Consider the following 24,442-nt stretch of genomic DNA (forward strand, 5'->3'; position numbering starts at 1 on the left):
GACGGCCGTCATGTTGACACGCCTGGGGCATGGCTCCTATAGTGTTCAACATAGATTATCTCATTCATTATTGTTGAACGCAACACCAGCGAGTTAGGACGATCAGAGACAAGCGAGCAGTCGGAACAAAACGCTTGACTCTTTAGCATCGCATTTCATCAGTAGTACAGATTTCATACGCTCCCCTTTATTCAAATAACTTCTTCGGAAGAGCAACAACCGGTTCGGAGACAAGGCATGGCAATTTATGGACGTACGATGGCAGGTGCGATTGCCGCACTTTCTGTGATCAGTGCCGCCAACGCGCAATCCAGCGTTACCTTATATGGAATTGCGGACACGGCAGTGCAGTACATCAGCAACGTCGGAGGACACGCGCTAGTCCAGGAGGGAAACACGCACGCACCCGACATTTTCGGCTTGAAGGGCGTTGAAGATCTCGGCGGCGGGCTGCGCACCATCTTCGATCTTCAGAACGAGTACCTGCTAAACAATGGCCGGGAACTGGTTCCTGGGACCTTATTCAACAGAAAGTCGTATGTTGGACTGCAATCGGACAGCTATGGGACGTTGACGCTCGGTCACCAACCCAGCTTCATGTACGACATTCTGTCCAGCTATCAAACGCCCTTCCTCCTCGGCAACATTCTCACGCTTCATCAAGGCAATCTGGATGAAATTGCCAACTTCTTCCAGTTCAACAATGCAGTGAAATATGTGAGTCCGACCATTGGCGGGTTCTCCTCGGGGGCGGAATTTGCCTTTGGCAATGTGGCCGGCAATTTCAGCGAGAGCAGAGACTACTCTTTCTTTGTCCAGTACAAGGCAGGGCCGCTGAGTCTGGCCGCCACGTATGCGAACGAGAACAACCGCTTTCTGGAGCTTTCCAGTTTTATCGGTCTGCCGTCGCTCTTTGGAACGTCACTGCCTCAGGCCGAAGGCGTTGTCGCGAACAAGCTCGTCAATTGGGGGCTCGGCGCATCGTATCAATTGAAGAATGTGCTGCTACACGCCACGTTTACGCAGTCGCGCATCACATTGGCGACTGGCCGCGGTAACGCCAACACCGTCGACGCCGGTGCGAACTGGACCATCGTGCCCGACGATGTCCTCTCGGTCGGCGGATGGGTGGAAAATCTCGACGGCGGAAACTGGAAGACCATTACCGTCTCGAATGCTTACCTCCTGTCGAAACGAACTACCGTCTACCAGCAGGTGACTTACCAACACGCGTCAGGCGCCAATGGCTTCGCTTCGCTTGCGGCCGCAGGCATGGCATCCGGCCGGTCCACCACCGGCGTCTCGATTGGTATTCAGCACAACTTCTAGCGGTGCAACTGCCGGATGTGTATCGCCTCTAACGATAGGTTGCATCGAAATGTATAGGCTTCTTTCAGGGCATGGAATCGCGTACCTTTCCTTTCACGAGATCACACGCCGAGGGGCGATTTTGTCCAAGACCGCCGCCTTTGCACCTAGTCTATGAGGAATAGCATGCAGAACGTCCACGCCGGTAACGCGGCCATTCCGGCCATAGGCTTCGGCACCTACGGGATGACTGGCGACGACATCTATCGAATGATTCCTGAAGCCCTTCGTGCCGGCTTCCGTCATATCGACACCGGGCAAATCTACCGTAACGAGGCAGAAATCGGCGACTGCGTCGCCGCATCCGGCATCCCAAGAAGCGACATATTTCTGACGACCAAGGTCTGGGTGAGCAACTACTCAGCAAGGCACTTCGATGCGTCCGTCAACGAAAGCCTACGCAAGCTCAAGACCGACTACATCGACCTGCTCCTGCTGCACTGGCCGGGAGGATCGGATGTGCCTCTCGCCGAACAGATCGGGGAGCTCAATGCGGTCGTGCGTGCCGGCAAGGTCCGGCACATTGGCGTCAGCAACTTCAACCGCGCACAGATGGCGGAAGCGATCCGGCTCTCAGCAGCGCCATTGGTCACGAATCAGTTCGAATACCATCCGTATCTGAACCAGTCCTTGCTTATCGAAAGCACGCGCGAGACCGGGCTTGCCGTGACAGGATATTGCGGCATGGCGGTTGGCCGAGTGTTCTCGGACCCAACGCTCAAGGAGATCGCCGCTCGTCATGACAAAACCATCGCCCAGATCGTCTTGCGGTGGCTTGTTCAACAGCGCGGCGTTGTGGCGCTTTCGAGAACCACGCGGATCGATCGATTGGCACAAAACCTGGCGGTGTTCGACTTCGAGTTAGATGACGCGGACATGGCCGCAATTCACGCATTGGCGACGGCAAACAGCCGGATTGTCGATCCGCCCGGTCTTGCCCCGCGGTGGGATAGCACAGCTGTCTGATCAGCCGGTCTTTGGCGTGATACCGGAAACGAAACAACGGCATCAATCAAGGTCGGCACGCAGCGGTGACTGTGCAGTGCACAGGTGGCGCCAGCGGAGCCGATCTTCTTCACGTCGCCCTCTTCATCATTTTGACCTCCTGATCGACATCGGCCTAACGAAACCCGCAATGGGCTGATTCGTGAGTCGATAGTATGGTCGGCACCTTCACGCGTGCATCTCCTGAATTGCAACGCATCATTGCGCTTGATGAAACGTTGAAACCCCGTTCAGGCCGCACCGGCGCATGTGACATCACATCAATCCAACCGGGAACATGCTCGCGATTGCATTGCTCACTAAACTTTGCAAACGTAAAAAATAACGTATAAGATGAATCCAAGCCGAGGAGGGAATGCCCCCGCCCGATGCTAAAGAATTCTTCATAGGAGACAACGGCCATGCCGAAGAGAAAAATTGACACGCACCAACATTTCCTGCCGAAGCTCTACGTGGACGCGGTTGGGCTGGACTTGCTGAATGCGGCGATGCCAGGCGGCGTGGCCCCAACCTGGTCCGTCGAGGCAGCCCTCGCGATGATGGATGAAAACGGAATCGACGAGGGCATCCTGTCCATCTCCTCCGGCCCCACGCTTCCGGATGCGGCCACACTGCTGAGAAAATGCAACGACCTCGCAGCGGAACTCAGAGCCCGGCATCCCGGACGGTTCGGCTCATTTGCAAGCTTGCCGCTGCCCGACGTTGACGCCGCTCTGAAGGAAGTCAGCTATTGCCTTGACGTGCTGAAGGTGGACGGTTTCATTGCCTTTACGAACTACAACGGGCTGTATCTGGGGGACGAGCATTTCACGCCGCTGTGGGAAGAACTGAACCGGCGCGGGACCGTGGTTTTCATTCACCCCAATCAGCCGCCTCACGAAATACCACCGGTCGCTCCGGCGTCCGTGCTCGAGTATCCTTTCGAAACGACACGTACGGCCACCAGCCTGATCATGTCAGGGGCGATGAGCCGCTTCAGGAACATCCGGTTTATTCTCTCGCATGCTGGCGGGACCCTGCCGTTTCTCGTCCCTCGCATCGCCCTCTCCATTTCCATGATGCCCGCCGTGGCCGAGCGCGTGGGCGACACGTTAGCGGCGGTCAGATCTTTCTACTTCGACACAGCGCTTTCCGCCGGCAACGCGCCTCTCAGTGCGCTGACGCAAGTGGCCGACCCCGATCACATTCTCTTCGGGACCGACTTCCCGTTCGCACCGACAAGCGCAATCCGGCAGTTCGGGAATGTGCTCGATAATATCCAGATCCCCGGCATCGAGTTGGACAAGGTCTACGGAGACAATGCTGCCCAGTTGCTTGGGCGCTAACGGGTTTGCCAACGCGGAGTTCAAGGAAAGACGATGCGTAATATCAACGAAGAGACCATCACCCAGGCGGTGCTTGCGGCAATGGCCGGCTGTAACAACGACAGGCTGCGCACGGTAATGACCAGCCTTGTCCAGCATTTGCATTCGTTCGCAAGAGACGTGAAGTTGACCGAGAGTGAATGGGCATATGCCATCAACTTCCTCACCGAGGTCGGCCATATCACGGACGAAAAACGCCAGGAGTTCGTCCTTCTGTCCGACACGCTCGGTTTGTCGATGCTGGTTACGACGCAGAACAACCGCAAGCCGGCCGAATGCACGGAAGCAACCGTTCTTGGCCCCTTCTTTGTTGCCGGCGCCCCCGAGTACAGGAACGGTGACGATATCTCGAACGGTGCGGCGGGTCTCCCCTGCTTTGTTGCCGGCCGCGTTCGGGGTCTTTCCGGAGAACCTGTAGCCGGCGCAGCGATCGAAGTCTGGCAATCCGATGAAGACGGGTACTACGACGTGCAGTACGGAGACTCGCAGGATCCAAACGTGGAGTTTCAAGCGCGTGGTCGTTTGCAGACGCTGCCAGACGGGCTCTTTCATTTCCGCTCGATTCTCGCCGAGGCCTATCCCATTCCGCACGACGGCCCGGTTGGCCGAATGCTCGATGCGCTCGGACGCCATCCGTGGCGCCCAGCCCATCTGCACTTCTGGATCACAGCGCCAGGGTACGAGCCGTTGATTACGCACGTGTTCAGGAACGGGGACAAGTATCTCGACTCGGACGCCGTATTCGGCGTGCGCTCAACGTTGATCGTCGACTGGGTCGAGCACTCGCCGGGCATCGCGCCGGACGGCACGGCGATGGACACCCCGTTTTATACGCTCGATTACGACTTCGTTCTCAACCCTGCGGCACGCGGGTCATGAACGGGCATATTCTCGCCGGAACCCGCCATGTCACCATCTGAATTCGTCTATAACGGGCGCGGCACGCGTGTCGTCTTCGGGTGCGGCTCACGCAGCCACATCGAACGCGAATTGCACACGCTGCAAGTAGGCCGCGCTCTGGTTCTGTGTAGTCACGAGCAACGCACATTGGGTGTATCGGTTGCCGATCAGTTGGGTGTACTCGCAGCGGGTGTCTTTGATCGAGCTGCCATGCACGTACCGGTCGAACTGGTCACGGAGGTACGCACGGTTGCCACGTCGCTGGATGCCGACTGCCTCATCGCCGTGGGCGGCGGCTCCGCAATCGGCCTCGCGAAGGGCCTTGCTCTCGAGACAGGTCTGCCCATTCTCGCCGTGCCGACCACTTACGCCGGCAGTGAGATGACGCCCATTTTCGGGTTGACCGAATCGGGCCTGAAACGGACCGGCACCGATCTGCGCGTATTACCGAAGACGGTTGTCTACGATCCGGACCTGACCCTGACGCTGCCAGTCAGCATGTCCGTAACCAGCGGCATCAACGCAATCGCACACGCGGCAGAAGGTCTGTATTCACGCGATGCCAATCCGCTTACCAGCCTGATGGCCGAAGAAGGCATCGCAGCGCTCGCGCGCAGCTTACCCAAAATCGTCGCACAGCCGAACGACCCATCCGCACGCGCCGATGCGCTTTATGGCGCCTGGCTTTGCGGCGCCGTGCTCGGAAGCGTCGGCATGGCATTGCACCACAAGCTATGTCATACGCTCGGCGGCAGTTTCAATCTGCCGCATGCGCCCACCCATACAATCGTGCTGCCGCACGCCCTGGCGTACAACGCAGGCGCAGTGCCGGATGCGATGAAACGGATCGCACGGGCGCTCGGGCACGACAGCGCGGCGCAAGGTCTGTACGAACTCGCGCGCGCAAACGGTGCACCCGTTGCACTCAAGGAGATCGGCATGCGCGAAGAGCAACTCGACCAGGCCGCCGACATTGCGTGCAACAACGCCTACTGGAATCCCCGTCCGCTAGAACGCGAAGCAATTCGCGCTTTACTGCAGCGGGCATTCGACGGTAGCGCACCCATTGATGGCTTGTAGAACGAGTTTCTTTTCAACGTGCCGCAAGGTATTCGCACATGGCGTCACCTACCCTTCCTGAGGCAAGAGATATCCGGGCACGTCGACCGGTTGAACTGAAGCGTACTGAACAGTTGCGCGCGCAGGAAACGCGTTCGGCCATCCTGAATGCGGCTCTTACGGAATTTTCATCGAAGGGTTTCGAGGCCGCGAGCATTCGTAGCATTGCAGACCGGATTGGGATGCAACACCCGCTCGTCACCTACCACTTTCGTTCCAAAGAAATTCTGTGGCAGGCGGTGGCCGAATATGTATTCGAGCGCGTCCGGCAAGAACGCGATGCAAGTCTGTCTGGTTTCGGTCCAGCTAGCGCAGTCGATCGGCTCAAGCTGGCATATAGGGCGCTATTTCGCTTCACGGTAGCGTTTCCCGAGTTCCACCGTTTCATACTTCAGGAATCGCTAGGTTCCAGCTCGCGGCTGCAATGGCTCGCCGATGCTTTTCTGAAACCGTTAATCGGCTGGTTGCTACCGCAAATCCGCGCCGCCCAGGAGGAACACGCGTTACCCAACGTCGAGCCGATTGTTTTCCACTACATGCTGATTAGTCTGACGTCGACCCTCTCGGGCTTCGGTCCGGAATTTTCGGCGACCAGCGATCTATCACCATCCGATCCGGCGCTGGCCGAAGAATATTGGCGCACCGTCGAGCAGCTCGTGTTCGGAGCATTTGCATCACGCTAGAGGGGCCGTATCCCGCAACGCGATATTTGCCGACGCCCACTCAAACGGTCGATCTCCGCTGACACAACAACATCAGTTGAGTGCCTTGCGCGCTGTCAATGCCTTACCCGCGCGCGCACCATTCTCCCTGCCCATTTGCTGACTCACCCAATCGCCAATCGAAACGACGGCGTCCAGATCAATGCCTGTTTCGATGCCGAGGCCATCCAGAAGGTAGAGCAGATCTTCGGTCGCAACATTGCCGGTGGCGCCTTTGGCATAGGGGCAACCGCCCAGTCCACCAACAGACGCGTGGAACGTTGTCATTCCAACCTGAAGGGCGCCGAAGATATTGGCCAACGCCTGTCCATAGGTATCGTGAAAGTGACCAGCGAGACTCGCCAACGGAAACTCCCTGGAAGCGGCCTCAACCACTCGCTGAACCTGGCGCGCCGTACCCACCCCAATGGTGTCGGCAATGTCGATTTCGTCACACCCCAGATCGCGAAAACGCCTGACCATATCGACGACGGCATCGACACTCACCGCCCCCTGATACGGACATCCGAACGAGCATGAAATGCTGGCGCGCAATCGCAATCCCGTTTCTTTCGCCGCACGCGCAACCGGCGCAAATCGTTCGAGCGACTCCGCGACAGAACAATTGATGTTGCGAATGGAAAATGCTTCGCTCGCCGCACCGAAAATGACGACCTCGTCGACCTTACTGTCAATCGCGGCCTCAAGCCCTCTCATGTTGGGTGTCAGCGCGGCATACGAGACCCCCGCTGCGCGATCGATCCCAGCCATAACTTCCGCACCGTCGGCCATTTGCGGAATCCATTTTGGCGAGACGAAGGACGCCGCTTCGATTCGTTGTACGCCGGCGCCAACGAGCCGATTGACCAGTTCAATCTTGGTGTCCGTTGGGATGAACGTGCTTTCCGCCTGCAGACCGTCTCTAGGCCCGACTTCGACAACGTGTACGCGCTTTGGAAGGCCGCTATTCATGCCCTCTCTCCAACGTTCCTGCTGATTCATTGAAAACTCCATTTCGTGGCGAGGGTCGCCTCTCCAGGCGAGACCCTCGTTTCCACTATTTACTTCGAGAGCACTTGCCCCAGTGCCCGGCGAAGTTCGACAACCGGATCACCAGGCAACGCAAGGCTACGCCAGGCAACATGATGGTCCGGGCGGGTCAATACGCAACCACTGTCGCCGATCTCACGCACGCGAGCCCAGTCGCCCGTGTGGTCCGCATAGGCCTGACGCGGACCAATAACGTGTACGTCAATCTTCAACCCCAGTTCCTCACCGACCTTCGCGGCAGCCTCAACCCAGGCTTCGCCGCCCAGACCTGTGAACAGTACGAATCGCCCATGTCCCGCGAGGTCAAGCGTCGAGTGTTGGCGTCCACGGGCGTCAAAAACCCAGGCATGCGGCAGACGCGCGCCGGGCCAGGTCGTCGCCTGGTAATACAGCTCACGGTCACGCGTGAATTCCGGTTCGGCTTGCCCATCGGTCACCGCAGCGCTCGATTGGTAGCGTTGATTCATCTCCACGCCCTGGGCGTCCAGTTCATATCGCTTGAACGCCAATGCTTCCCGAATTTCGTCCCGCTGTTTTTCGGCGGCCGCCGTGGATCCGCTTCGAGCATGCATATTCGCTTGCAGGACTTCCCCGTCATTCGATTTGTCGATGCCAAGCGCGCTATAAAGCGGAGCAAATTCGGCAATCGACTGGTTCGCGCGGGTGACGACCTGCTTGGCGATCGGTGCGCGCTCGACCGAATAGGTATCCAGAAGCGCTGCACCCGCGCGCCCCTTGATGACTTCCGCGAGCTTCCATGCGAGGTTGAACGCGTCCTGAATCGACGTGTTGGAGCCCAGGCCGCCGGATGGCGGGTGCCGGTGGGTCGCGTCGCCCATGCAGAACACTCGCCCCTCCTGCATGCGGGTCGCGTACATGTTGTTCACTGTCCACGTATTCGCGCCCAGCAGTTCGATCTCGAGATCCGGCTTACCCACGAGTTGGCGTGCGATCGTGGTGGCCTTTGCCTCGTCCACAACCGGCGCAGGCTCGTTGATGTCATAGCCCCAAACGATCAACCACTCGTGCCACGGCCGAACCATCCGGATCAGGCCCATTCCGATACCGCCCACTTCCGCGCCCGGTTGCATGATTGGGTACAACACTGCCGGGCGATGCGCGACGAATTCAGACAGGTCCGCGCGGAACCAGATGTTCATCGATCCCCGCACCCCCATCTGCCCTTCGAAAGGCAGACCTGCATCTTTTGCGACCTTGGAGTTCCCGCCGTCCGCGCCGATCAGGTACTTGGATTTGACCGTAAACTCCTCGCCCGACAATCGGTCACGGCAGCGCGTGAGAACACCCTCGTCGGTTTGCGTATGACTCAGATATTCCGTGCTCATCCGCGCTTCAGTGCCTCGCGAGCAAGCCGTTTTAAAAAGCAGCGGCTCCATGAACGTCTGCGGCAAATCGTTCATCTTCGTCGGACTCGACAATTGACGCTCCGCTCTGGAGAGCGGATGCAGTCCCCAACTGGGCACCCGGCCAATCTCCTCACCGGTCAGGCTTTCGCAGAAAACCGTTCCGCCCATCAGATCCTGATCCGTCGCGTGCAGGTAGGCTTCCTGCTCCACCTGCTGGCCGAGGTCACGCAGGACCTCCATGGTGCGCAGGTTCGTGATGTGCGCTCGCGGCGTGTTGGCCAGCCAACGATACTGGTTGACGACCATGTTGTTGATACCGTACGTCGAAAGCAGCGCGGCGCTGGCGGAGCCGGCAGGCCCCGTTCCGACGATGAGTACGTCTGTGGTTATTTCATACATTCGACACCTCCAATTGTCATGCCTTCGTGCCTCGCCGCTTCCATATACTTTGGATAACTAACTCAAGGCGAGTGTACGAGTCTCTGTTTTTACGATCCCGTCCGGTTTTCGCTAACCTGTCAGGCGGTCTTGTGCTCGGTCAGATTGAGATAGCGGATCATCTCCTCACGCATTGCGAACTTCTGTACTTTTCCCGTAACCGTCATGGGCAGTTCGCTCACGAAGCGAATATATTTGGGCACCTTATAGTGCGCGATCTGCCCTCGGCAAAAGTCTCTGATGTCCTCCTCAGTCGAACCTTCGCCTTTTCGGAGCACGATCCAGGCGCACAACTCCTCGCCGTTTTTCTCATCCGGTACGCCAAACACCTGCACATTCTGGATTTTTGGATGCCTGAAAAGGTATTCCTCGACTTCGCGGGGATAGATGTTCTCTCCTCCTCGAATCACCATGTCCTTCAGCCTTCCCACGATGTTGCAATATCCATCGGCGTCGATCGTGGCGAGATCGCCTGTATGCATCCATCCGTCAACGATGCTTTCGCGTGTTTTTGTCTCGTCTTCCCAGTACCCCTGCATCACCGAGTACCCTCGTGTGCAGAGTTCTCCCGTCTCGCCGACAGATACAGTCTTACCGTCGAAATCAACGATCTTCACTTCGAGATGAGGCTGGATCCGCCCGACCGTTGTCGTGCGCTTATCGAGCGGATCCGTGGTTCCGCTCTGAAACGACACAGGGCTGGTCTCCGTCATGCCGTACGCAATGGTGACCTCTCGCATATTCATCTTTGTCACGACCTGATTCATTGTCTCGACCGGGCAAGGCGATCCGGCCATGATGCCGGTGCGCAGACTGCTCAGATCAAACGATGAAAAGTCCGCATGCCCCAGTTCAGCGATAAACATGGTCGGCACGCCGTGAAGTGCCGTGCAACGCTCTTCCGAGACAGCTGCGAGAGTCGCGCCGGCGTCGAATCCTTCGCCCGGGAATACCATCTGAGCGCCAACCGACACGCACGCCAGTACGCCGAGCACCATGCCGAAACAGTGATACAGCGGCACAGGAATACACAGCGAGTCGGCTTCGGACAGCTTCATGGCCATACCGACAAAGCGTGCGTTGTTGACAATGTTCCGGTGCGTCAGCGTTGCACCCTTGGGGCTGCCGGTGGTGCCGCTCGTGAACTGGATATTGATCGGATCCTGGGAAAAAAGTGTTTGCTCGACGGCTTCGATTACCTCACGCCCTTCGTCACGAAGCATCCCCTCTCCGCGCTGCATGACCGCGTGGAACGACATGACACCGGATACGCGCCAGTCACCCACGGAGATCACCGTGCGAAGGTCCGGCAGACGTTCGACCTTCAACTCGTCCGGCTGCTGCGACGCGAGTTCAGGCGCAATGTCGAGCAACATCGAAATGTAGTTCGACGTTTTGAAGCTCTCGGCGGTGACGAGCGCCTTGCATTTCACTTTCCGCAGGGCGTACTCGAGTTCCGACACACGATAGGCGGGATTGATGTTGACCAGCACAGCACCGATGCGCGCTGTCGCGAACTGCGTGAGCAACCATTCGAACCGGTTGGGAGACCAGATGCCGACGCGATCCCCTTTTCCTATGCCCAACGACAGAAGCCCAGCGGCAAGCTGATCGACGTGATCATCAAATTCGCTCCACGTCCACCGTACACCTTGCTCCCGGAATACCACAGCTTGCTGATCAGGAAATCTGCGCGCGGTTTCCCTCAGAAACTGGCCGACTGTAGACTCGCTCAACGGAACGTCCGTCGAACCCCGTACGTAGGCAACGCCATCGGCAGGCGCTTCGAGCGTAAGGGAACCGGGTAAAGTGTGCATGAAGCCCTCCTCCATCGTTACTGCGCGTTTCCGCCAAAAATTCCGCTGTATGGCGTTATGTAGCGGTTGCAATGCCGCCGGCCTCTGTCGCAGGCCGACATCGAAAACGCTTTATTTCCCGTGAAAAACCATCTCGCCCGGTTCTTCATCGCGATCGAACGCCTCGGCTGTGTTCGCGAAACCTCGCGTGGCGTCCTCCGTGTTGTACAGGTCCATGCACACATCCAGCATGACGGCATCGGCGCCGGGGATACCGCCGCTTGACCACACCTTGAGCAAGGTGCGCGTCGCTGCGTACGACAGCGTCGGACCGTCGGAGAGCTGCGCGACCAGCTCGGCAGCAACACCTTCGAGCGCATCGGGTTCGGCCACGTGCGTCACAATCCCGAGGTCACGGGCCACGCTGCCGGGAATCCCTTCACCCAGCATCGCGAAACGGGACGCGTTGCTACGCCCCACGCGCTCGGCCAGCCGCTGCAGCGCTCCCGCAATGGGAAGCATCGCCGTCGTGACCTCGACGCACCGGAACACGGCGTCGGTTGACGCCACAATGAAGTCGCAGTTCAACGCGAGTTCAAAGCCGCCGCCAAAAGCCAGACCTTGCACCACCGCCACCGTCGGGACGCGGAGCGCTTCGATGGCGCGATACGAAGTGTTGACCTCTGCGACGAAGGTGCGAAACCAGTTCAGGTCCTTTCCTGGCCATTCGCGCACTTCGCCACCGAGACTGAAATTCGGCCCTTCCGCACGAACGACCAGTACCCGGATGTCGCTTTCGCTAGCTTCGTGAACCGCCTGCCGGAGACACTCTGCAAACCGTGCATCGAGACGGTTGTACGGCGGATTCGCCAGAACGATATTCCCGACCTTCCCGTCGCGCTCAAAACGTATGCTTTTCATCGCCTAACCTCACTATTCAGTCAGATTCACCAAGCGTCCGTGACGCTCGGGAATGTTTCGCAATTCAGGAGTTTTCTTGATTCAACGGAATGATTGGAAGAAGCAGATGTGAAGGACGATCCGCGTCACGGTAAATCTTGTGAGTAACCGTGTTGCTGCTGGTGACGTGATACGGAATGTATTCAACGTCGGTCATCGCGCCCGTTCCTGTCGGTGCATCCATGCTGCAGATCTCGATACAGATGCGATGGCCGGCCTTGAACTGGTTTGCCGTTGCGAGCACCTGGATTTCATACTTGACGATCTCGCCCGGCGTGACCGGCGCGATCGACTCTTTCGTCAACTTGTGGAACGGCTCCGCAGGCGTGGATCGGGCAGGATCCGTTGCGCGGTATGACGCTTTCAGCCAGCCACGGGTGAGTTCGCGCTCAGGCAGTGTGTCGGGAACCGACCGTTCGCCGACACGTGCAGTAACCACCGATACGTCCGGGCCCACGTCCTTGAGTACGACAATCCAGTTCGTGTCGGTCTGGTCGATCTCAGCGTAGAGCGTCAGTGAAATGGGACCCGCCACCAGTACGTCCTGCGCAAGCGGCTCAGTCATGTAACGCAGGCGCTCAACTTTGGAGGTCTTCTTGAGCGGCATTTGCGTGAAGACATCGGGTTCCCGATGCGCGTCACCAACTTCCGCCGCAGGACGAGGGACGTCTGTGGATAGCTGCTCCCAGCCTGACAGGTAGTACTTCGCCCATTGCGTCTCAGGTAAAGGCCAGTCACTCCCCGTGCGCCATTCGTTGGCGCCCATCACCCAGTAACGAACCGGCGCTTCGTTCATGATGCCGGTATCGATACCCTTCAACCAGTAGTCGTACCAGCGAATAACTTCGTCGTGGTACTGATGGAATGGCCGCTCCAGATGCGCCGGGCCTGTAAAGATCAGCTTGCGCGGCTGTTTGACGTTGCTGAAGTAATGCTGCGCGCCAAGCCAGTGCAATTTGTACGTGTAAGCGTAGGCGCCAGAGCCGGTATAGAACGGCACCTTGATCGACTTGAAAATCTCCTCGGCTCGCTCGACCGTCCCTTCCGGCTCCCAGGGGTTCGTCATGATGTGATACATCACCCCTGTGCGCTGCCCCTTCTGCGTCAGGATGTTGTACAGGTTGATGTACATCTTGTAGTCGGGATTGCGCATGGCTGCGCGCCAGAGTTCCTCTTGTGCTTCAGGCAACGTACCCGGCACGCCGCGCGGCTCATGCACCGTGCTGAAAACGTCAAGCAGGTACGGAAACGTGTGAATAACGCCACCGGGATTGAAGTCCCGGAACCCGAACATCCCGCCGTATGCGCTACAGGCGTCGTACGGAAAGATTGCCTTGAGCGCGGGGTGGCCCTGCGCCGCCGCACGCCATTGTTCGCCGGCAAAACCCGAGATCCCTACCATGCCGACCTTGCCGTCGGACCACGGTTGCTGCGTGATCCATTCGATCATGTCGTAGTGGTCGGTATTCTCCTCGCCGTAGTGGCCTTCCGACTTTGCGGAGCCGCGCGGTTGCGCAATGACGTGCACATAACCATTGGCGATGAAACGGCGAGTGTCCCCGGCTTCTATCGGCCCGAACCAGAGCGGCGCATGCGCGGGCTGTGGGGGCAAGACGTCCGCAATATCCGGACCCTGAAGATCCTTGTTGTGCAGCGCCGAAGCGTACAGCACGGGATACTTGCCATCCGCATCCGGTCGATAGACGTCTACCGCAAGACGGGTTCCGTCCCGCATCGTTACGACGATGTCGCGTTCTTCAATCATGTCTCCTCCTTCGTTGGCCTGTTCGGCGTCAACAGACGGCCGTCTCAAAGCCGAAAATTTGCTTTACCCACCGACATGCGCATTTGCGTTCACTCATCAAGAGCCGCACGACCAGGCAGATTCCGTAATTCACTATACTTCACGTCCGTAAAGTATGCAAGACGAACGACGTGCCAAAAAATAAAAGTTTGAATCCCAAATGAATTGCGAGCCTGGAGCGACTACCTACCCATAACCTCGGGTGCTAATGCCATACCGTCACTGCGTGGTGCTGTTCGGCAACGGTGGATCATCTGTCGATCCAGCACTGATGTCCGCCACGTGCTCGGTCAGCAATCGCCGTTGTGCAGAGAGCACTCGGGCCATGACGGTCATGCATACGCAAGCCATCAGAAGCGGTATCGACAACAACGCACATGTGAGCAGGTACGGAAAACCCGATATGACGATCAGGCCAATCAACGACGAACCGACAATAGACCCCAGCCGTCCAATCGCAACGTTCCAGCCACCGCCGGACGCACGCAGCGCAGTTGGATAGAAGATGCCTGGAATGGTGTTGACACAGATAAGCGGTCCGCCAACGGCTATACCGGACAGGAAGACCACGCCCGCGTGCCACTGAGTGGTTTCGGAGATGCCCAACGCGATGACAAGCAGCGAGCCCGCGCCGAATGCCACAGAAACGACTGACGCCACGTTAAAGCGACGAACAAGGATGGCGAAAAGAACCGCGCCGCCAAGCGCACCGAACTGGAACATTGACGATACTTGCGAGGCGTCGTGCATCGATAGCCCCGCCTGCTTCAGATGGGTCGGCATCCAGCTTCCAATCAGAAAGAACACCAGATAACCTGCAAACTCCGCAAGCCACGTCAACACGGTACCGAGCCGGTATTTCGCGCTCAACAGCGCCCTGCTTCCGCTTATCGATTCACGCGTTTCCGCGATGAATAGATGCATTCCGGTGCAGTCTAAAGACGGAAACACTTTGGCAAGAATTCGCTGCGCCTCATCATTGGACCTTCGACTGGCCACGACGTAGAGCGGCGACTCGGGCACTTGCCATGCAAATAGAGCAACGACCCCAAGCGGCAAAAGACCGCTCAGTACCAGCATGCCTCGCCACCCCAGTGTCCCGATAGCGAGAGACGTCACCAAACCAGCGGCTGCCGCACCGAAGAGAAATCCACAGTAAGTCGACGCGAGCATCGCTGAGCGTGAACGGTCGGGGCTATATTCCGCGACGATCGCCGACGTAGCCGGCATGGCTGCTCCGATGCCGAGGCCGGTTATGAAACGCAACGCAATGAGCTGAAATATCGACTGTGCTTCGCTCGACATCGCACCCGCGATTCCAAACCATGCGATTGCCACGATGCTCACGGTTCGACGGCCGACACGGTCGGCCAGCGTTCCTCCAACAATCGATCCAATCAGTAAGCCGGTGAGTCCGAAAGCCACCAGAGGTGAAAGAGCAGCGCTCGATAGATGCCAATGCTGACTTATCGCAGGCGCGATAAAACTGATCACAATGGTATCGAAACCTTCGATCGCTGTTGCTGCGAAGCAGATGAGGAACACAGTCCACTGCTTACGCCCCATCGGCATATCGTTGAAAATCTCGCGCACGTCCCGCTGGGCATAGCCTGTGCTATTCATCGCATTGTCCTTGATGATCGATCACCTGATTCCGGTGTCAATCTGGGTTCACCTGCTTCTCGACACCACCGACATCACACATTCGTTAAAACCGGTGACGAATCCCAACTCTCAACAAGCCCTGAGTCTGTCCACTCGACGGTGATGGAATCAACGTGATCTGCGCCTGAGTCGCCGAACCCGCGGCCTTCAGCAGTTCGGCCGCAAAGTAAACGTCCGTTCGCTTCGAGAGGAAATAGTTGGTGTAGAGATCGATTGCCCGATAGATGGGCGTCGAGGAAGTTGCATCCACTTTGCCGTGCGTGTAGATGTACGCCGCACCGGCGAACAGAAACGGTGTAATGAAGTAGCCGACGCTGGCCTCGTAGTTGTCGAAGCGCACGTTACTGGCAAGAAAACCTTTCTTGAAATGCGTCGACGTGTACTGGAAAGCAATGGAAGCGCTGCCGAGCTTGTACGATGCACCTACCCCTGCGATGGATTCGCTTTCCGCGCTCTGAACGTACCGGGAATAAATGATGTTTCGCGGTGCGATGCTATCGAATGCGGCCGCATACGGATTCTTGATGATCGTATAGGCAGCTGCAACATACAGCGGGAAGCTGATTCCGTTGTAACTCAGTCCCACCGACGTCACGCTATTCGTTGAGAATTGTCCGGGCTGCCCACCAAAGCTATAGAGCGCACCCAATGTGAAGCCTGCAATTTTCGGGCTGGCGTACTTGACCGAATTGTTGATGCGTATGCTTCCGCCAACGTTGTCGACGTCGCCGGCGTGAGCGAAGTAGACCGCCCAGTTCAAACCGGCCGCGATGGGAGAGAGCATTTCGGCTACTTCTTCGTATTGACGTCCAACCGTGAACGTTCCATACGGGCTCGAGATTCCAACGTACGCCTGACGGCCGAACAAACGTCCATTGTTCGACAGGTTTCCGCTCGACACGTCAAAGCCGTTTTCCAACGTGAAGACCGCTTTGTAACCGCCACCCAGATCTTCAGCGCCACGCAGCCCCCATCTGGACAGTGATCCACCTCCGCTCTGAACCAACCAGGCTGAATGTCCGTTCTGATTGCTCGTGTAAGTCAGGCCTTCATCCAGCAGACCGTACAGCGTCACTGAACTTTGCGCATACACCACCGCGGGCGTGGCACAACACAGCGCCGCGGCCAAGGACAATCTCTTCATCTCCAGTCTCCTATGTCGTTTTTAACGCACTGCTAACTGGCACATCAGGGTTACTGGAAAGAAGGATATGTCTAAATTTTCCGTTCGTATAGTTTAATTTGGATAGGAGTATCCCCAGGTATGTTCACCTGACGAATGAAGGGAACGGGTCCCTGAATTCGCGCGGAGGTGTGAATGGGATTGAACGAGGCAGTCGATGGGGACGCCGCGCAGTAGCGACTTTACGAAGACGCCAACTGGCAAAGAAGATGGGGATGTGTGGACCGTGCGAAATAACAGCGTCTCAGTTCAGGACTTTTTGGACCTTCCTTGAGATGAGATTTTTATCTTCAGGTCGATGTGCTTCTTCGGGGCGACTCAGAGTTTGCGATGAACTGTGCGACTCGCTCGGAAAACTCCTTCGTCGACGCGCATCGCAGGAACGCTTGTTTTTCCTGTTCAAGATGGCGCTCGAGGTTATCTTCGGCCACCATCCCCACAAGCGATTTCATTTCTCTAACCGCTGCGACGGGTACGTCGATGACTTTCCGCGCAAGCGCCAGCGTGGCGTCCTGCAAGGAAGCGGGTTCGGCAATAGTCTGGATGAGCCCTAACTGCCTGGCCTCGTCCGCAGTCAACGAGTCACGCGTCAACAGGATCTCTAGTGCCCTCGCCGCTCCCAATCGACGCGCGAGATGAAACGACAGACCACCGTCGCTGGATGTCCCCAGCTTGGCGTAGCCGACAACAAAGCGCGCCGTGTTCGATGCGACCACCAGGTCGCACGCCATTGCCAGCGAAAAGCCCGCGCCTGCTGCCGCCCCTTGAACGCTGGCGATCACAGGGATCGGCAGGCGCCGCATCGTCACAATCGCGGCGTGCAGTGCGGTAATTAGCGATTCGAGGTAGGAATCGGAACGCTGCACGCCGTCGAAGATCTGGCGAAGCTCTCCGCCCGCTGAAAATATCCTGCCCCTGGCTTGAAGTATCACCGCGCGATACTTCGACGCCCCCTCAACCTCGCGGAGGACGCCCAGCAGTTCATCGCAGAACGTCTTGTCGATCGAGTTCGCGCGTGCTTCATTCACCATCGTAACGAAGGCGATGTCGTCACTTGATGTCAGCGTGATTTTGCTTTCCATCTGTCCTTGATCCGTGAATTGCATTTGAACCCCTGGACCAACCAGGTCATCTTCATTATACTTTACGATATGTCAATTTAAAAGGAAATTGAACGGCAGAGGGCAACGGATCGACTGAGCACGCGGCATGCGCGACGCAATTTTTGTCTGACGATTTGGAACCGCTTTAGTCTTGTGATTTTTCGCCGAACCAACGGCATGCCTTGCTTCGCTCGAAGCTGTCGGCGCATCAAGCCGGCGGTCGTTAGATAGTGTGTTACTGTGCCGGCCAAATCGACTGTGCTCAGCGGGTTCAGCGCAGCCAGGCTTCGGCGGTGAGTGTGTGATACCGTTGTGGCGCCTGCCTTCGTTGACGGTCGCGGCCTGCCAGGCCTACTCGGCGTTGGTCGGTCTGAAGGCGGAAGGCACCGGAGCACAGAAGCAACGCAATAACGAATTTCCCAATCGAGAAACCAAATGGCGGACAGCGCAGGTTCCAAGAACGTTGGTAACAAAAGCAGACCAACCGAGCTCAAACGTGCAGAGCAGCAGCGGGCGCAGGAAACCCGCTCCGCGATCCTGAACGCGGCACTTGCCGAATTCGCCACGAAGGGCTTTGAGGCTGCGAGTATTCGTAGCATCGCGGATCGCATCGGCCTGCAACATCCGCTTATCACCTACCACTACCGATCCAAAGACGTTCTCTGGCAGGCGGTGGCGGAGTTTGTGTTCGAACGCATTCGCCAGGAATGGGACATCAATCTGACGGATACGCCCCCTGCCATGGCGGCGGACCGGGTAAAACTCGTGTATCGCTCGTTGTTCCGGTTCACGGTGGATTTTCCCCAGTTTCACCGCTTCATGCTGCAAGAGTTCCTCGTGTACAGCCCGCGTTTGCAGTGGCTCGCGGACACAGTGCTCAAGCCGTTGATCAACTGGCTCATTCCACAGATTCGCGCGGCGCAAGATGAAAACACCTTGCCCAAAGTCGAACCGATCCTCCTGCATTACCTCATGATCAGCCTGACATCCACGCTCTCCGGATTCGGCCCGGAGATGCTTGCGACCAGCAATGTCTCGGCGTCCGATCCAGCCGTTGTCGATGCGTATTGGCAGATGGTCGAGACACTCGTCTTCAGCAAACAGCCGGAGACGCCCTGTGCGGACAAGGCCGAACCACGTTCGGGCAAGTCCGGTAGTCAGCCCCGCGCATCCACGCGCGTGAAGAGTAGCTAAGGTATCTCGCGCTACTGCCGGGTTACCCCTCTCACTGGCAACGACTCGCGCATCCACGAGTCGTTCGCGCCCTCAACTGATCTGTCGTCACGCCGTCAGGCATACATCTACTTAAACGATGGGTTTCATCTGAAAATATAGGCTATCCAGATTGCAGGTCGGAGCCTATCGTGCGGATTTCCGGCAGACGCTTCGTCTGCCACTTCGGAGATCACTTTCATGAAACTGCTACACGTAGATTCCAGCATCCTCGGACAAGGCTCTGTCAGCCGCGATCTGTCTGCGGAGGTTGTTGCGACCTTCCAGGCCAGCCGTTCCGACCTTACCGTCACTCGTCTTGACCTCGCCGCCACGCCGATCGGCCATCTGACGGGAGCCCACCTTGCGGCCGCGCAAGGCGCTCCGGTCGACGAGGCATTGAAGGCCGACGTCGCCCTGGGACAGGTCGCGCTCGAGGAGTTCCTGGCCGCCGACATCGTGGTCATCGGCTCGCCGATGTACAACTTTGGTGTGCCCTCCCAACTGAAGGCCTGGATTGACCGCATCTCGGTCGCTGGGAAGACGTTCAGCTACGGTGAGCACGGCCCGGTCGGACTGGCCGGCGGCAAGAAGCTGGTCATCGCCTCGTCGCGCGGTGGTGTTTACAGCGAAGGCTCGCCCGCCGCTTTCTTCGATCATCAGGAAACCTATCTGAAGGCAGCGTTCGGCTTCCTCGGCATCACGGATATCACCTTCATTCGCGCGGAAGGCGTGGCGATGGGTGAAGAGGCACGCAGTGGGGCCATTGCCTCGGCGAAGAAAGAAACCGCAGCGCTTGCCGCGTGAGGTAGCTGCGCCATCGACGGGTTGCCAGTCGGGTTTCCGAACAGCGCCGGCTGATGGCGCGTCCGGTATCCGCTTGCACCCGCTTGGTCAAAAGCACACGCAGCCCCTGCATGACCCACTCCATCCACAACAAAAGCGCATTCATCAGCAACACGCTCACCCACACCGCACCCGCGTAACAGTTACGGATTGAGATCGCCGACACTGGCTGCCCGCAAACGATCGAAATCGAGAATCGTAATTTCCCCCGATTTCAGGCTCACTATGCGTTGACTTTCGAGGTTCCTGAGCAATTGATTGATGGTCTGCCGCGACAGCGAAACCATCGAAGCCAGGCTGTCTTGCGAGACCCTGATCCTGCTCTGCGAGGCGTTGAGACCGCCATAACCGCTGGCGATCATCAGCAAACGGTTCGCCACGCGCTGTGCCGCGGGTAAGAGCGTCATCGCTTCGGCGTTCTCGAACGAAACCCGAAGTCTTTGCGCCATCAACAAAGCAAAATCGCGCCAGTAACGCGGCGTGGAATCGAGCAGGTCCTGCAGGGCGGCCCCGGGCACGTGCAGCAGCAAGGTCCTGCTGACGGCCGTGGCGTCGTTCGGCCGCGGCAGCCCGTCGAACATTGATATCTCCCCCACCCATGCGGTCGGTCCTAGCACCGCGAGCAACGCCTCTTTCCCATCCATCCCGACTGTCCCGATAGCGAGCGCGCCGCCTAACACGGCGTACAGGCCATAAGACTGTTCGCCACGCCGATACAGGGATTGGCCCTTTTCCAGCGTGAGCAGGCTGGCATGGCCGATCAGATAGTCCCGCAACTCGACAGGCAGGCCCCGGAACCATGGGGTCGTTTCGAGTTGTGACCGGTAGCGGTGCAGGCTGGATTCCATGGGCGCGTCGACCTGTCGGGTATCCGACAGATTTTAGGCGGGTTCGCGAACATCATGTGGATTCGCATCTGACGACGCAATGACTTTGGTCTCTGCTGCATCTGCAGCACCTGCTGCGTCGCAGGCGCAAAATGAACGAATTCGCAGGGTGCTATTCAGTGCTGTTCCGGGTTATTCCAGGTTGTTCCATTGCTTGAACCATCGAATAAGGAGTGTCGACGTGGCCTCATCTGCTGTCAGTCTGAAGAACGACGTTTCGCCCGCCGAATGGGAAGCGCGAGTCAATCTCGCGGCCGCGTACCGTCTCACGGCGCTGTTCGGGTGGGACGATCTGGTGTTTACCCATATCTCGGCGCGAGTGCCGGGCCCCGAACACCATTTCCTGATCAACCCGTACGGCATGATGTTCGACGAAATCACCGCGTCTTCGCTGGTCAAGATCGACCTCGACGGCCGCAAGGTCGTCGAATCGCCGTACGACGTCAACCCGGCCGGCTTCACGATCCACAGCGCCGTGCATGCGGCACGCGAGGACGCCCATTGCGTGATGCACACTCACTCGGTCAACGGCGTTGCCGTGTCGGCGCAGGAGGCGGGATTGCTGCCGCTCTCCCAGCAGTCACTTGGTGTGCTGGCGTCGCTCGGCTACCACGACTATGAAGGCATTGCCCTCAATGAAGCCGAGAAGCCCCGCCTCGTTCAAGACCTCGGAAGCAACACTTACCTGATGCTGCGCAACCACGGCCTGCTGACGGTTGGCGCGGCGCCGGCGGACGCCTTCGTCGCCATGTACTTCTTTGAAGCAGCCTGCATGATTCAGGTGCGCGCCCAGTCAGGTGGCGGCAAGCTCACGCCCATCCCGCAGCAGATTCTCGCCGGCATCAAGGAACAGATCCGGATGGCCACGCGGGGCCTTACACCCGGAGCGCTGGTATGGCCTGGGCTGTTGCGTCGGCTCGACCGCCGCAACCCTGGATATGCGGACTAACATGGTCCGCTCGCAAGATGTCCGGCGCACGATGGCCTATGCCGGGCAAACAGCGTAAGCATGTATTAAGCGTCATAGGCCGCGTTTGCCGATTCAACGCAACGCGGATGTAATCTGGTAAGTCACGTGAGAACCTGTATGGCAAAGATTTTTATCTACGGTGCCGGCTCAATTGGTTGCTATGTCGGCGGACGGCTTCTTGCCGGAGGGAGCGACGTCAGTTTCATTGGACGTGCACGCGTGGCCGACCAGTTGCGCAATCAAGGCATCACGCTGTCGCGGCACGACGATAGCCGCTGGCATGCTCCGTCGGAACGCATCGACGTATCGACGGACGCGGCCAGCGCCGCTGCAGCCGATCTCGTGCTCGTCACCGTCAAGTCGGCAGCGACGCCCGCCGCCGCTGCCGAACTGGCGAACGTGTTACGGCCCGGCACGATCGTCGTGAGCTTCCAGAACGGCATTGGCAATGCGGACGTGCTGCGCGCCGCGCTGCCGCAGCACACGGTTCTGGAAGGGATGGTGCCATTCAATGTCGTCGAACGCGGTCCGGGTGCGTTTCACCAAGGTTCAGCGGGAGAGTTGGAGATCCGACATGCGCCGGCCATGCAGCCGTTCGTCGACGAGTTCAGGAGAGCGGGTCTGCCGCTGATCCAGCACGCCGATATGTTGCCGGTGCAGTGGGCGAAGCTGTTGCTCAACCTCAACAACGCCATCAATGCGCTGGCGAACCGGCCTTTGAAGGAGGAGCTCTCGCAACGCGCCTACCGGCTTTGTCTCGCGATGGCGCAGAAAGAAGCGCTCGCGCTTCTGAAGCAGGCCGGCATACGGCCAGCCAGAGTGACACCGCTTCCAAGCACCTGGATACCACGTGTTCTCAGCGTACCCGATGCGTTGTTCGAACGGCTGGGCCGCGCGATGCTGACGATCGATCCGCTCGCGCGCTCGTCGATGTCCGACGACCTGGCGGCCGGGCGCGCCACGGAAATCGACTGGATCAACGGCGAAGTCGTGCGCCTCGCCCAACGCCTTGGACAAACGGCGCCGGTCAACGCACGGCTATGCGAACTCGTGCGGCAAGCCGAGCGAGCCGACGTGCGCCCTTCATGGTCCGGCAAAGCATTGCTGGGTGAGATGCGGGCTGCAGCGCATATCGCTTTGCCATTGCCCGCAAAAATCTGAACATCACCTAACGCAGCCGCACGATCGTCGACTTCAACTCCGTATACTTCTCGAGCGCGTGCAGAGACTTGTCGCGACCATTACCCGACTGCTTGTAACCGCCGAACGGAAAATTCATGTCGTCGGCCCCTTCGTTGTAGCCGTTGATCCAGACTGTTCCGGCCCGCAGACGCCTCGCCACCTCGTACGCAGTCGCCAGATCGCCAGACCATACGGCAGCCGCGAGGCCGTATTCGGTGTCGTTCGCGATGTGCACCGCTTCGTCGACGTGATCGAACTCGATCACGGAAAGAACCGGCCCAAAGATTTCTTCGCGGGCAATCTGCGCATCCGGCTTGACCTCGAACACGGTCGGTTCGACATAGAAGCCGCCGGTTTCCTCCCTGACTCGCGCGCCGCCCGTCACAAGCCGGCCTTCCCGGCGACCTGCATCGATATAAGCCGCCACGCGCTCGAACTGGATACGATCCACGATGGGCCCCATCGTCACAGACGGATCGAGCGGATGACCGGGTTCATAGGCACGCGCAGCGGCAGCCACCTTTGCGACGAATGCGTCCTTGATATCCCTGTGCACGAGAAGCCGCGAACCCGCCGTGCACACCTCGCCCATGTTGAAGAAAATCCCATCGGCGGCCGCCTTCGCTGCGCGATCGAGATTGGGGTAATCAGGCAGCACGATGTTCGCTGACTTACCGCCGAGTTCGAGCCACACGCGCTTCAGGTTGGATTGCGCCGCGCATTCCATGATCTGCCTTCCGGTCCTCGTCGAGCCGGTGAACGCGATGCAGTCGACGCCGTGATGCAGCGCAAGCAACCTGCCCGGTTCTGCGCCACCCGGCACGACGTTGAACACACCGGGTGGCAGGCCTGCTTCGTGCGCCAGGCGGGCGACGCGAATCGCGGTGAGAGACGATTTCTCCGATGGCTTGAGAACCACACTGTTACCGACAGCAAGCGCCGGGGCAAATTTCCACGCCGCCATCAGCAGCGGGAAGTTCCACGGCACCACCGCAGCGACGACACCCACGGGCTCGCGTGTCACGAGACCAAGCAGATGATGGTCGGCCGGCACGACCTCGCCGCCCATCTTGTCGATCGCCTCGGCATACCATTCGACGCAATGCGCTGCAGCCGGTATGTCGATGGTCGTCGTGTCGCCGATCGGCTTGCCCGCGTCGAGCGTTTCGAGCAAAGCCAGTTCCTCGAGGTGCTCGCGCATCAATGCTGCCCAGCGCAATAGCACAGCCTTGCGATTGCGCGGATTCATGCCTGCCCATACCTGCGTATCGAAGGCCCGCCGGGCCGCCGTCACGGCCGCGTCGACATCTGCTTCACCGCAATCAGCGACCTGGACCAGAACGCGGCCATCAATCGGACTGACACAGGCAAATGTCCTTTCGCTTTGCGCGTCGCGCAGCGCGCCGTCGATGAATGCACGCCCTTCGATTTCAACGGCAGCGGCTTTATCTTGCCAATCTGAGAAAGTTTGCTTATTCATCAGGATGCCTATATTCAATATTGTTTGATAGACACGCCATGT

General features: G+C 58.5%; 20 protein-coding genes. 10 read left to right on the forward strand and 10 right to left on the reverse strand.

All coding sequences use genetic code 11. The features are described from left to right. Positions 1-258: 258 nt before the first annotated feature. The 6 genes from BM438_RS26170 (at position 259) to BM438_RS26195 (ending at position 6,439) form a co-directional block, all read left to right on the forward strand. Positions 259-1,329 (forward strand): porin, encoded by a 1,071-nt coding sequence (locus BM438_RS26170; protein WP_167378458.1) that lies wholly within the window; start codon positions 259-261, stop codon positions 1,327-1,329. 165 nt (positions 1,330-1,494) lie between these two features. Next, complete coding sequence (locus tag BM438_RS26175; RefSeq protein ID WP_093640017.1) at positions 1,495-2,334, forward strand: aldo/keto reductase; 840 nt, start codon at positions 1,495-1,497, stop codon at positions 2,332-2,334. Between the two features lie 440 nt (positions 2,335-2,774). Beyond that, entirely contained in the window at positions 2,775-3,698 is a 924-nt protein-coding gene (locus BM438_RS26180) for an amidohydrolase family protein (protein WP_093640020.1), read from the forward strand. Between the two features lie 33 nt (positions 3,699-3,731). Next, complete coding sequence (locus BM438_RS26185) at positions 3,732-4,616, forward strand: intradiol ring-cleavage dioxygenase (protein WP_093640023.1); 885 nt, start codon at positions 3,732-3,734, stop codon at positions 4,614-4,616. A gap of 27 nt (positions 4,617-4,643) precedes the next feature. Further along, positions 4,644-5,717 (forward strand): maleylacetate reductase, encoded by a 1,074-nt coding sequence (locus BM438_RS26190; protein ID WP_093640025.1) that lies wholly within the window; start codon positions 4,644-4,646, stop codon positions 5,715-5,717. A 113-nt stretch (positions 5,718-5,830) separates the two neighbouring features. Then, complete coding sequence (locus BM438_RS26195; RefSeq protein WP_167378459.1) at positions 5,831-6,439, forward strand: TetR/AcrR family transcriptional regulator; 609 nt, start codon at positions 5,831-5,833, stop codon at positions 6,437-6,439. Between the two features lie 72 nt (positions 6,440-6,511). Here BM438_RS26195 and BM438_RS26200 read toward each other — a convergent pair whose 3' ends face one another. From BM438_RS26200 to BM438_RS26235, 8 genes are all read right to left on the reverse strand, one after another. Further along, positions 6,512-7,429, reverse strand: coding sequence for a hydroxymethylglutaryl-CoA lyase (locus tag BM438_RS26200; protein WP_093640222.1), 918 nt, complete (start codon positions 7,427-7,429; stop codon positions 6,512-6,514). 89 nt (positions 7,430-7,518) lie between these two features. Continuing rightward, positions 7,519-9,273: an FAD-dependent oxidoreductase gene (locus BM438_RS26205; RefSeq protein WP_093640030.1), complete on the reverse strand. Its 1,755-nt coding sequence runs from the start codon at positions 9,271-9,273 to the stop codon at positions 7,519-7,521. 119 nt (positions 9,274-9,392) lie between these two features. Beyond that, positions 9,393-11,144, reverse strand: coding sequence for an AMP-binding protein (locus BM438_RS26210; protein WP_372450136.1), 1,752 nt, complete (start codon positions 11,142-11,144; stop codon positions 9,393-9,395). A gap of 96 nt (positions 11,145-11,240) precedes the next feature. Further along, positions 11,241-12,029: an enoyl-CoA hydratase/isomerase family protein gene (locus BM438_RS26215; RefSeq protein WP_093640033.1), complete on the reverse strand. Its 789-nt coding sequence runs from the start codon at positions 12,027-12,029 to the stop codon at positions 11,241-11,243. 64 nt (positions 12,030-12,093) lie between these two features. Then, the gene (locus BM438_RS26220) at positions 12,094-13,833 is read right to left on the reverse strand and encodes a CocE/NonD family hydrolase (RefSeq protein ID WP_093640036.1); all 1,740 of its coding nucleotides are present in this window, start codon (positions 13,831-13,833) and stop codon (positions 12,094-12,096) included. Between the two features lie 258 nt (positions 13,834-14,091). Further along, positions 14,092-15,465 carry an MFS transporter gene (locus BM438_RS26225; protein ID WP_167378460.1) on the reverse strand — a complete coding sequence of 458 codons (1,374 nt, stop codon included), beginning with the start codon at positions 15,463-15,465 and terminating at the stop codon, positions 14,092-14,094. Positions 15,466-15,580: 115 nt separating this feature from the next. Continuing rightward, positions 15,581-16,681, reverse strand: coding sequence for a porin (locus BM438_RS26230; protein ID WP_093640042.1), 1,101 nt, complete (start codon positions 16,679-16,681; stop codon positions 15,581-15,583). A 329-nt stretch (positions 16,682-17,010) separates the two neighbouring features. Next, on the reverse strand, positions 17,011-17,802 hold the full coding sequence (locus tag BM438_RS26235) for an enoyl-CoA hydratase/isomerase family protein (protein WP_167378461.1): 792 nt from the start codon (positions 17,800-17,802) through the stop codon (positions 17,011-17,013). Between the two features lie 456 nt (positions 17,803-18,258). On the opposite strand from BM438_RS26235, the gene BM438_RS26240 reads away from it, so the two are divergent. Together BM438_RS26240 and BM438_RS26245 are read left to right on the forward strand one after the other, a co-directional pair. Continuing rightward, positions 18,259-19,017 carry a TetR/AcrR family transcriptional regulator gene (locus tag BM438_RS26240; protein ID WP_093640048.1) on the forward strand — a complete coding sequence of 253 codons (759 nt, stop codon included), beginning with the start codon at positions 18,259-18,261 and terminating at the stop codon, positions 19,015-19,017. A 219-nt stretch (positions 19,018-19,236) separates the two neighbouring features. Continuing rightward, positions 19,237-19,842 carry an FMN-dependent NADH-azoreductase gene (locus tag BM438_RS26245; protein ID WP_093640051.1) on the forward strand — a complete coding sequence of 202 codons (606 nt, stop codon included), beginning with the start codon at positions 19,237-19,239 and terminating at the stop codon, positions 19,840-19,842. A 182-nt stretch (positions 19,843-20,024) separates the two neighbouring features. Here the strand turns inward: BM438_RS26245 and BM438_RS26250 are convergent, their stop codons facing one another. After that, positions 20,025-20,729, reverse strand: a complete 705-nt coding sequence (locus tag BM438_RS26250; RefSeq protein ID WP_093640054.1) for a Crp/Fnr family transcriptional regulator — start codon at positions 20,727-20,729, stop codon at positions 20,025-20,027. 220 nt (positions 20,730-20,949) lie between these two features. Between BM438_RS26250 and BM438_RS26255 the strand changes: the two genes are divergently transcribed. Together BM438_RS26255 and BM438_RS26260 are read left to right on the forward strand one after the other, a co-directional pair. Further along, a complete protein-coding gene (locus BM438_RS26255; protein ID WP_093640057.1) occupies positions 20,950-21,717 on the forward strand; it encodes a class II aldolase/adducin family protein in 768 nt (255 codons plus the stop codon). A 138-nt stretch (positions 21,718-21,855) separates the two neighbouring features. After that, entirely contained in the window at positions 21,856-22,899 is a 1,044-nt protein-coding gene (locus tag BM438_RS26260; RefSeq protein ID WP_093640061.1) for a 2-dehydropantoate 2-reductase, read from the forward strand. A 7-nt stretch (positions 22,900-22,906) separates the two neighbouring features. Here BM438_RS26260 and BM438_RS26265 read toward each other — a convergent pair whose 3' ends face one another. Continuing rightward, positions 22,907-24,400 carry an aldehyde dehydrogenase family protein gene (locus tag BM438_RS26265; protein WP_093640064.1) on the reverse strand — a complete coding sequence of 498 codons (1,494 nt, stop codon included), beginning with the start codon at positions 24,398-24,400 and terminating at the stop codon, positions 22,907-22,909. Between the last annotated feature and the right edge of the window lie 42 nt (positions 24,401-24,442).

The sequence above is a fragment of the Paraburkholderia aspalathi genome (assembly GCF_900116445.1).
GTDB classification, from domain to species: Bacteria; Pseudomonadota; Gammaproteobacteria; order Burkholderiales; family Burkholderiaceae; genus Paraburkholderia; species Paraburkholderia aspalathi.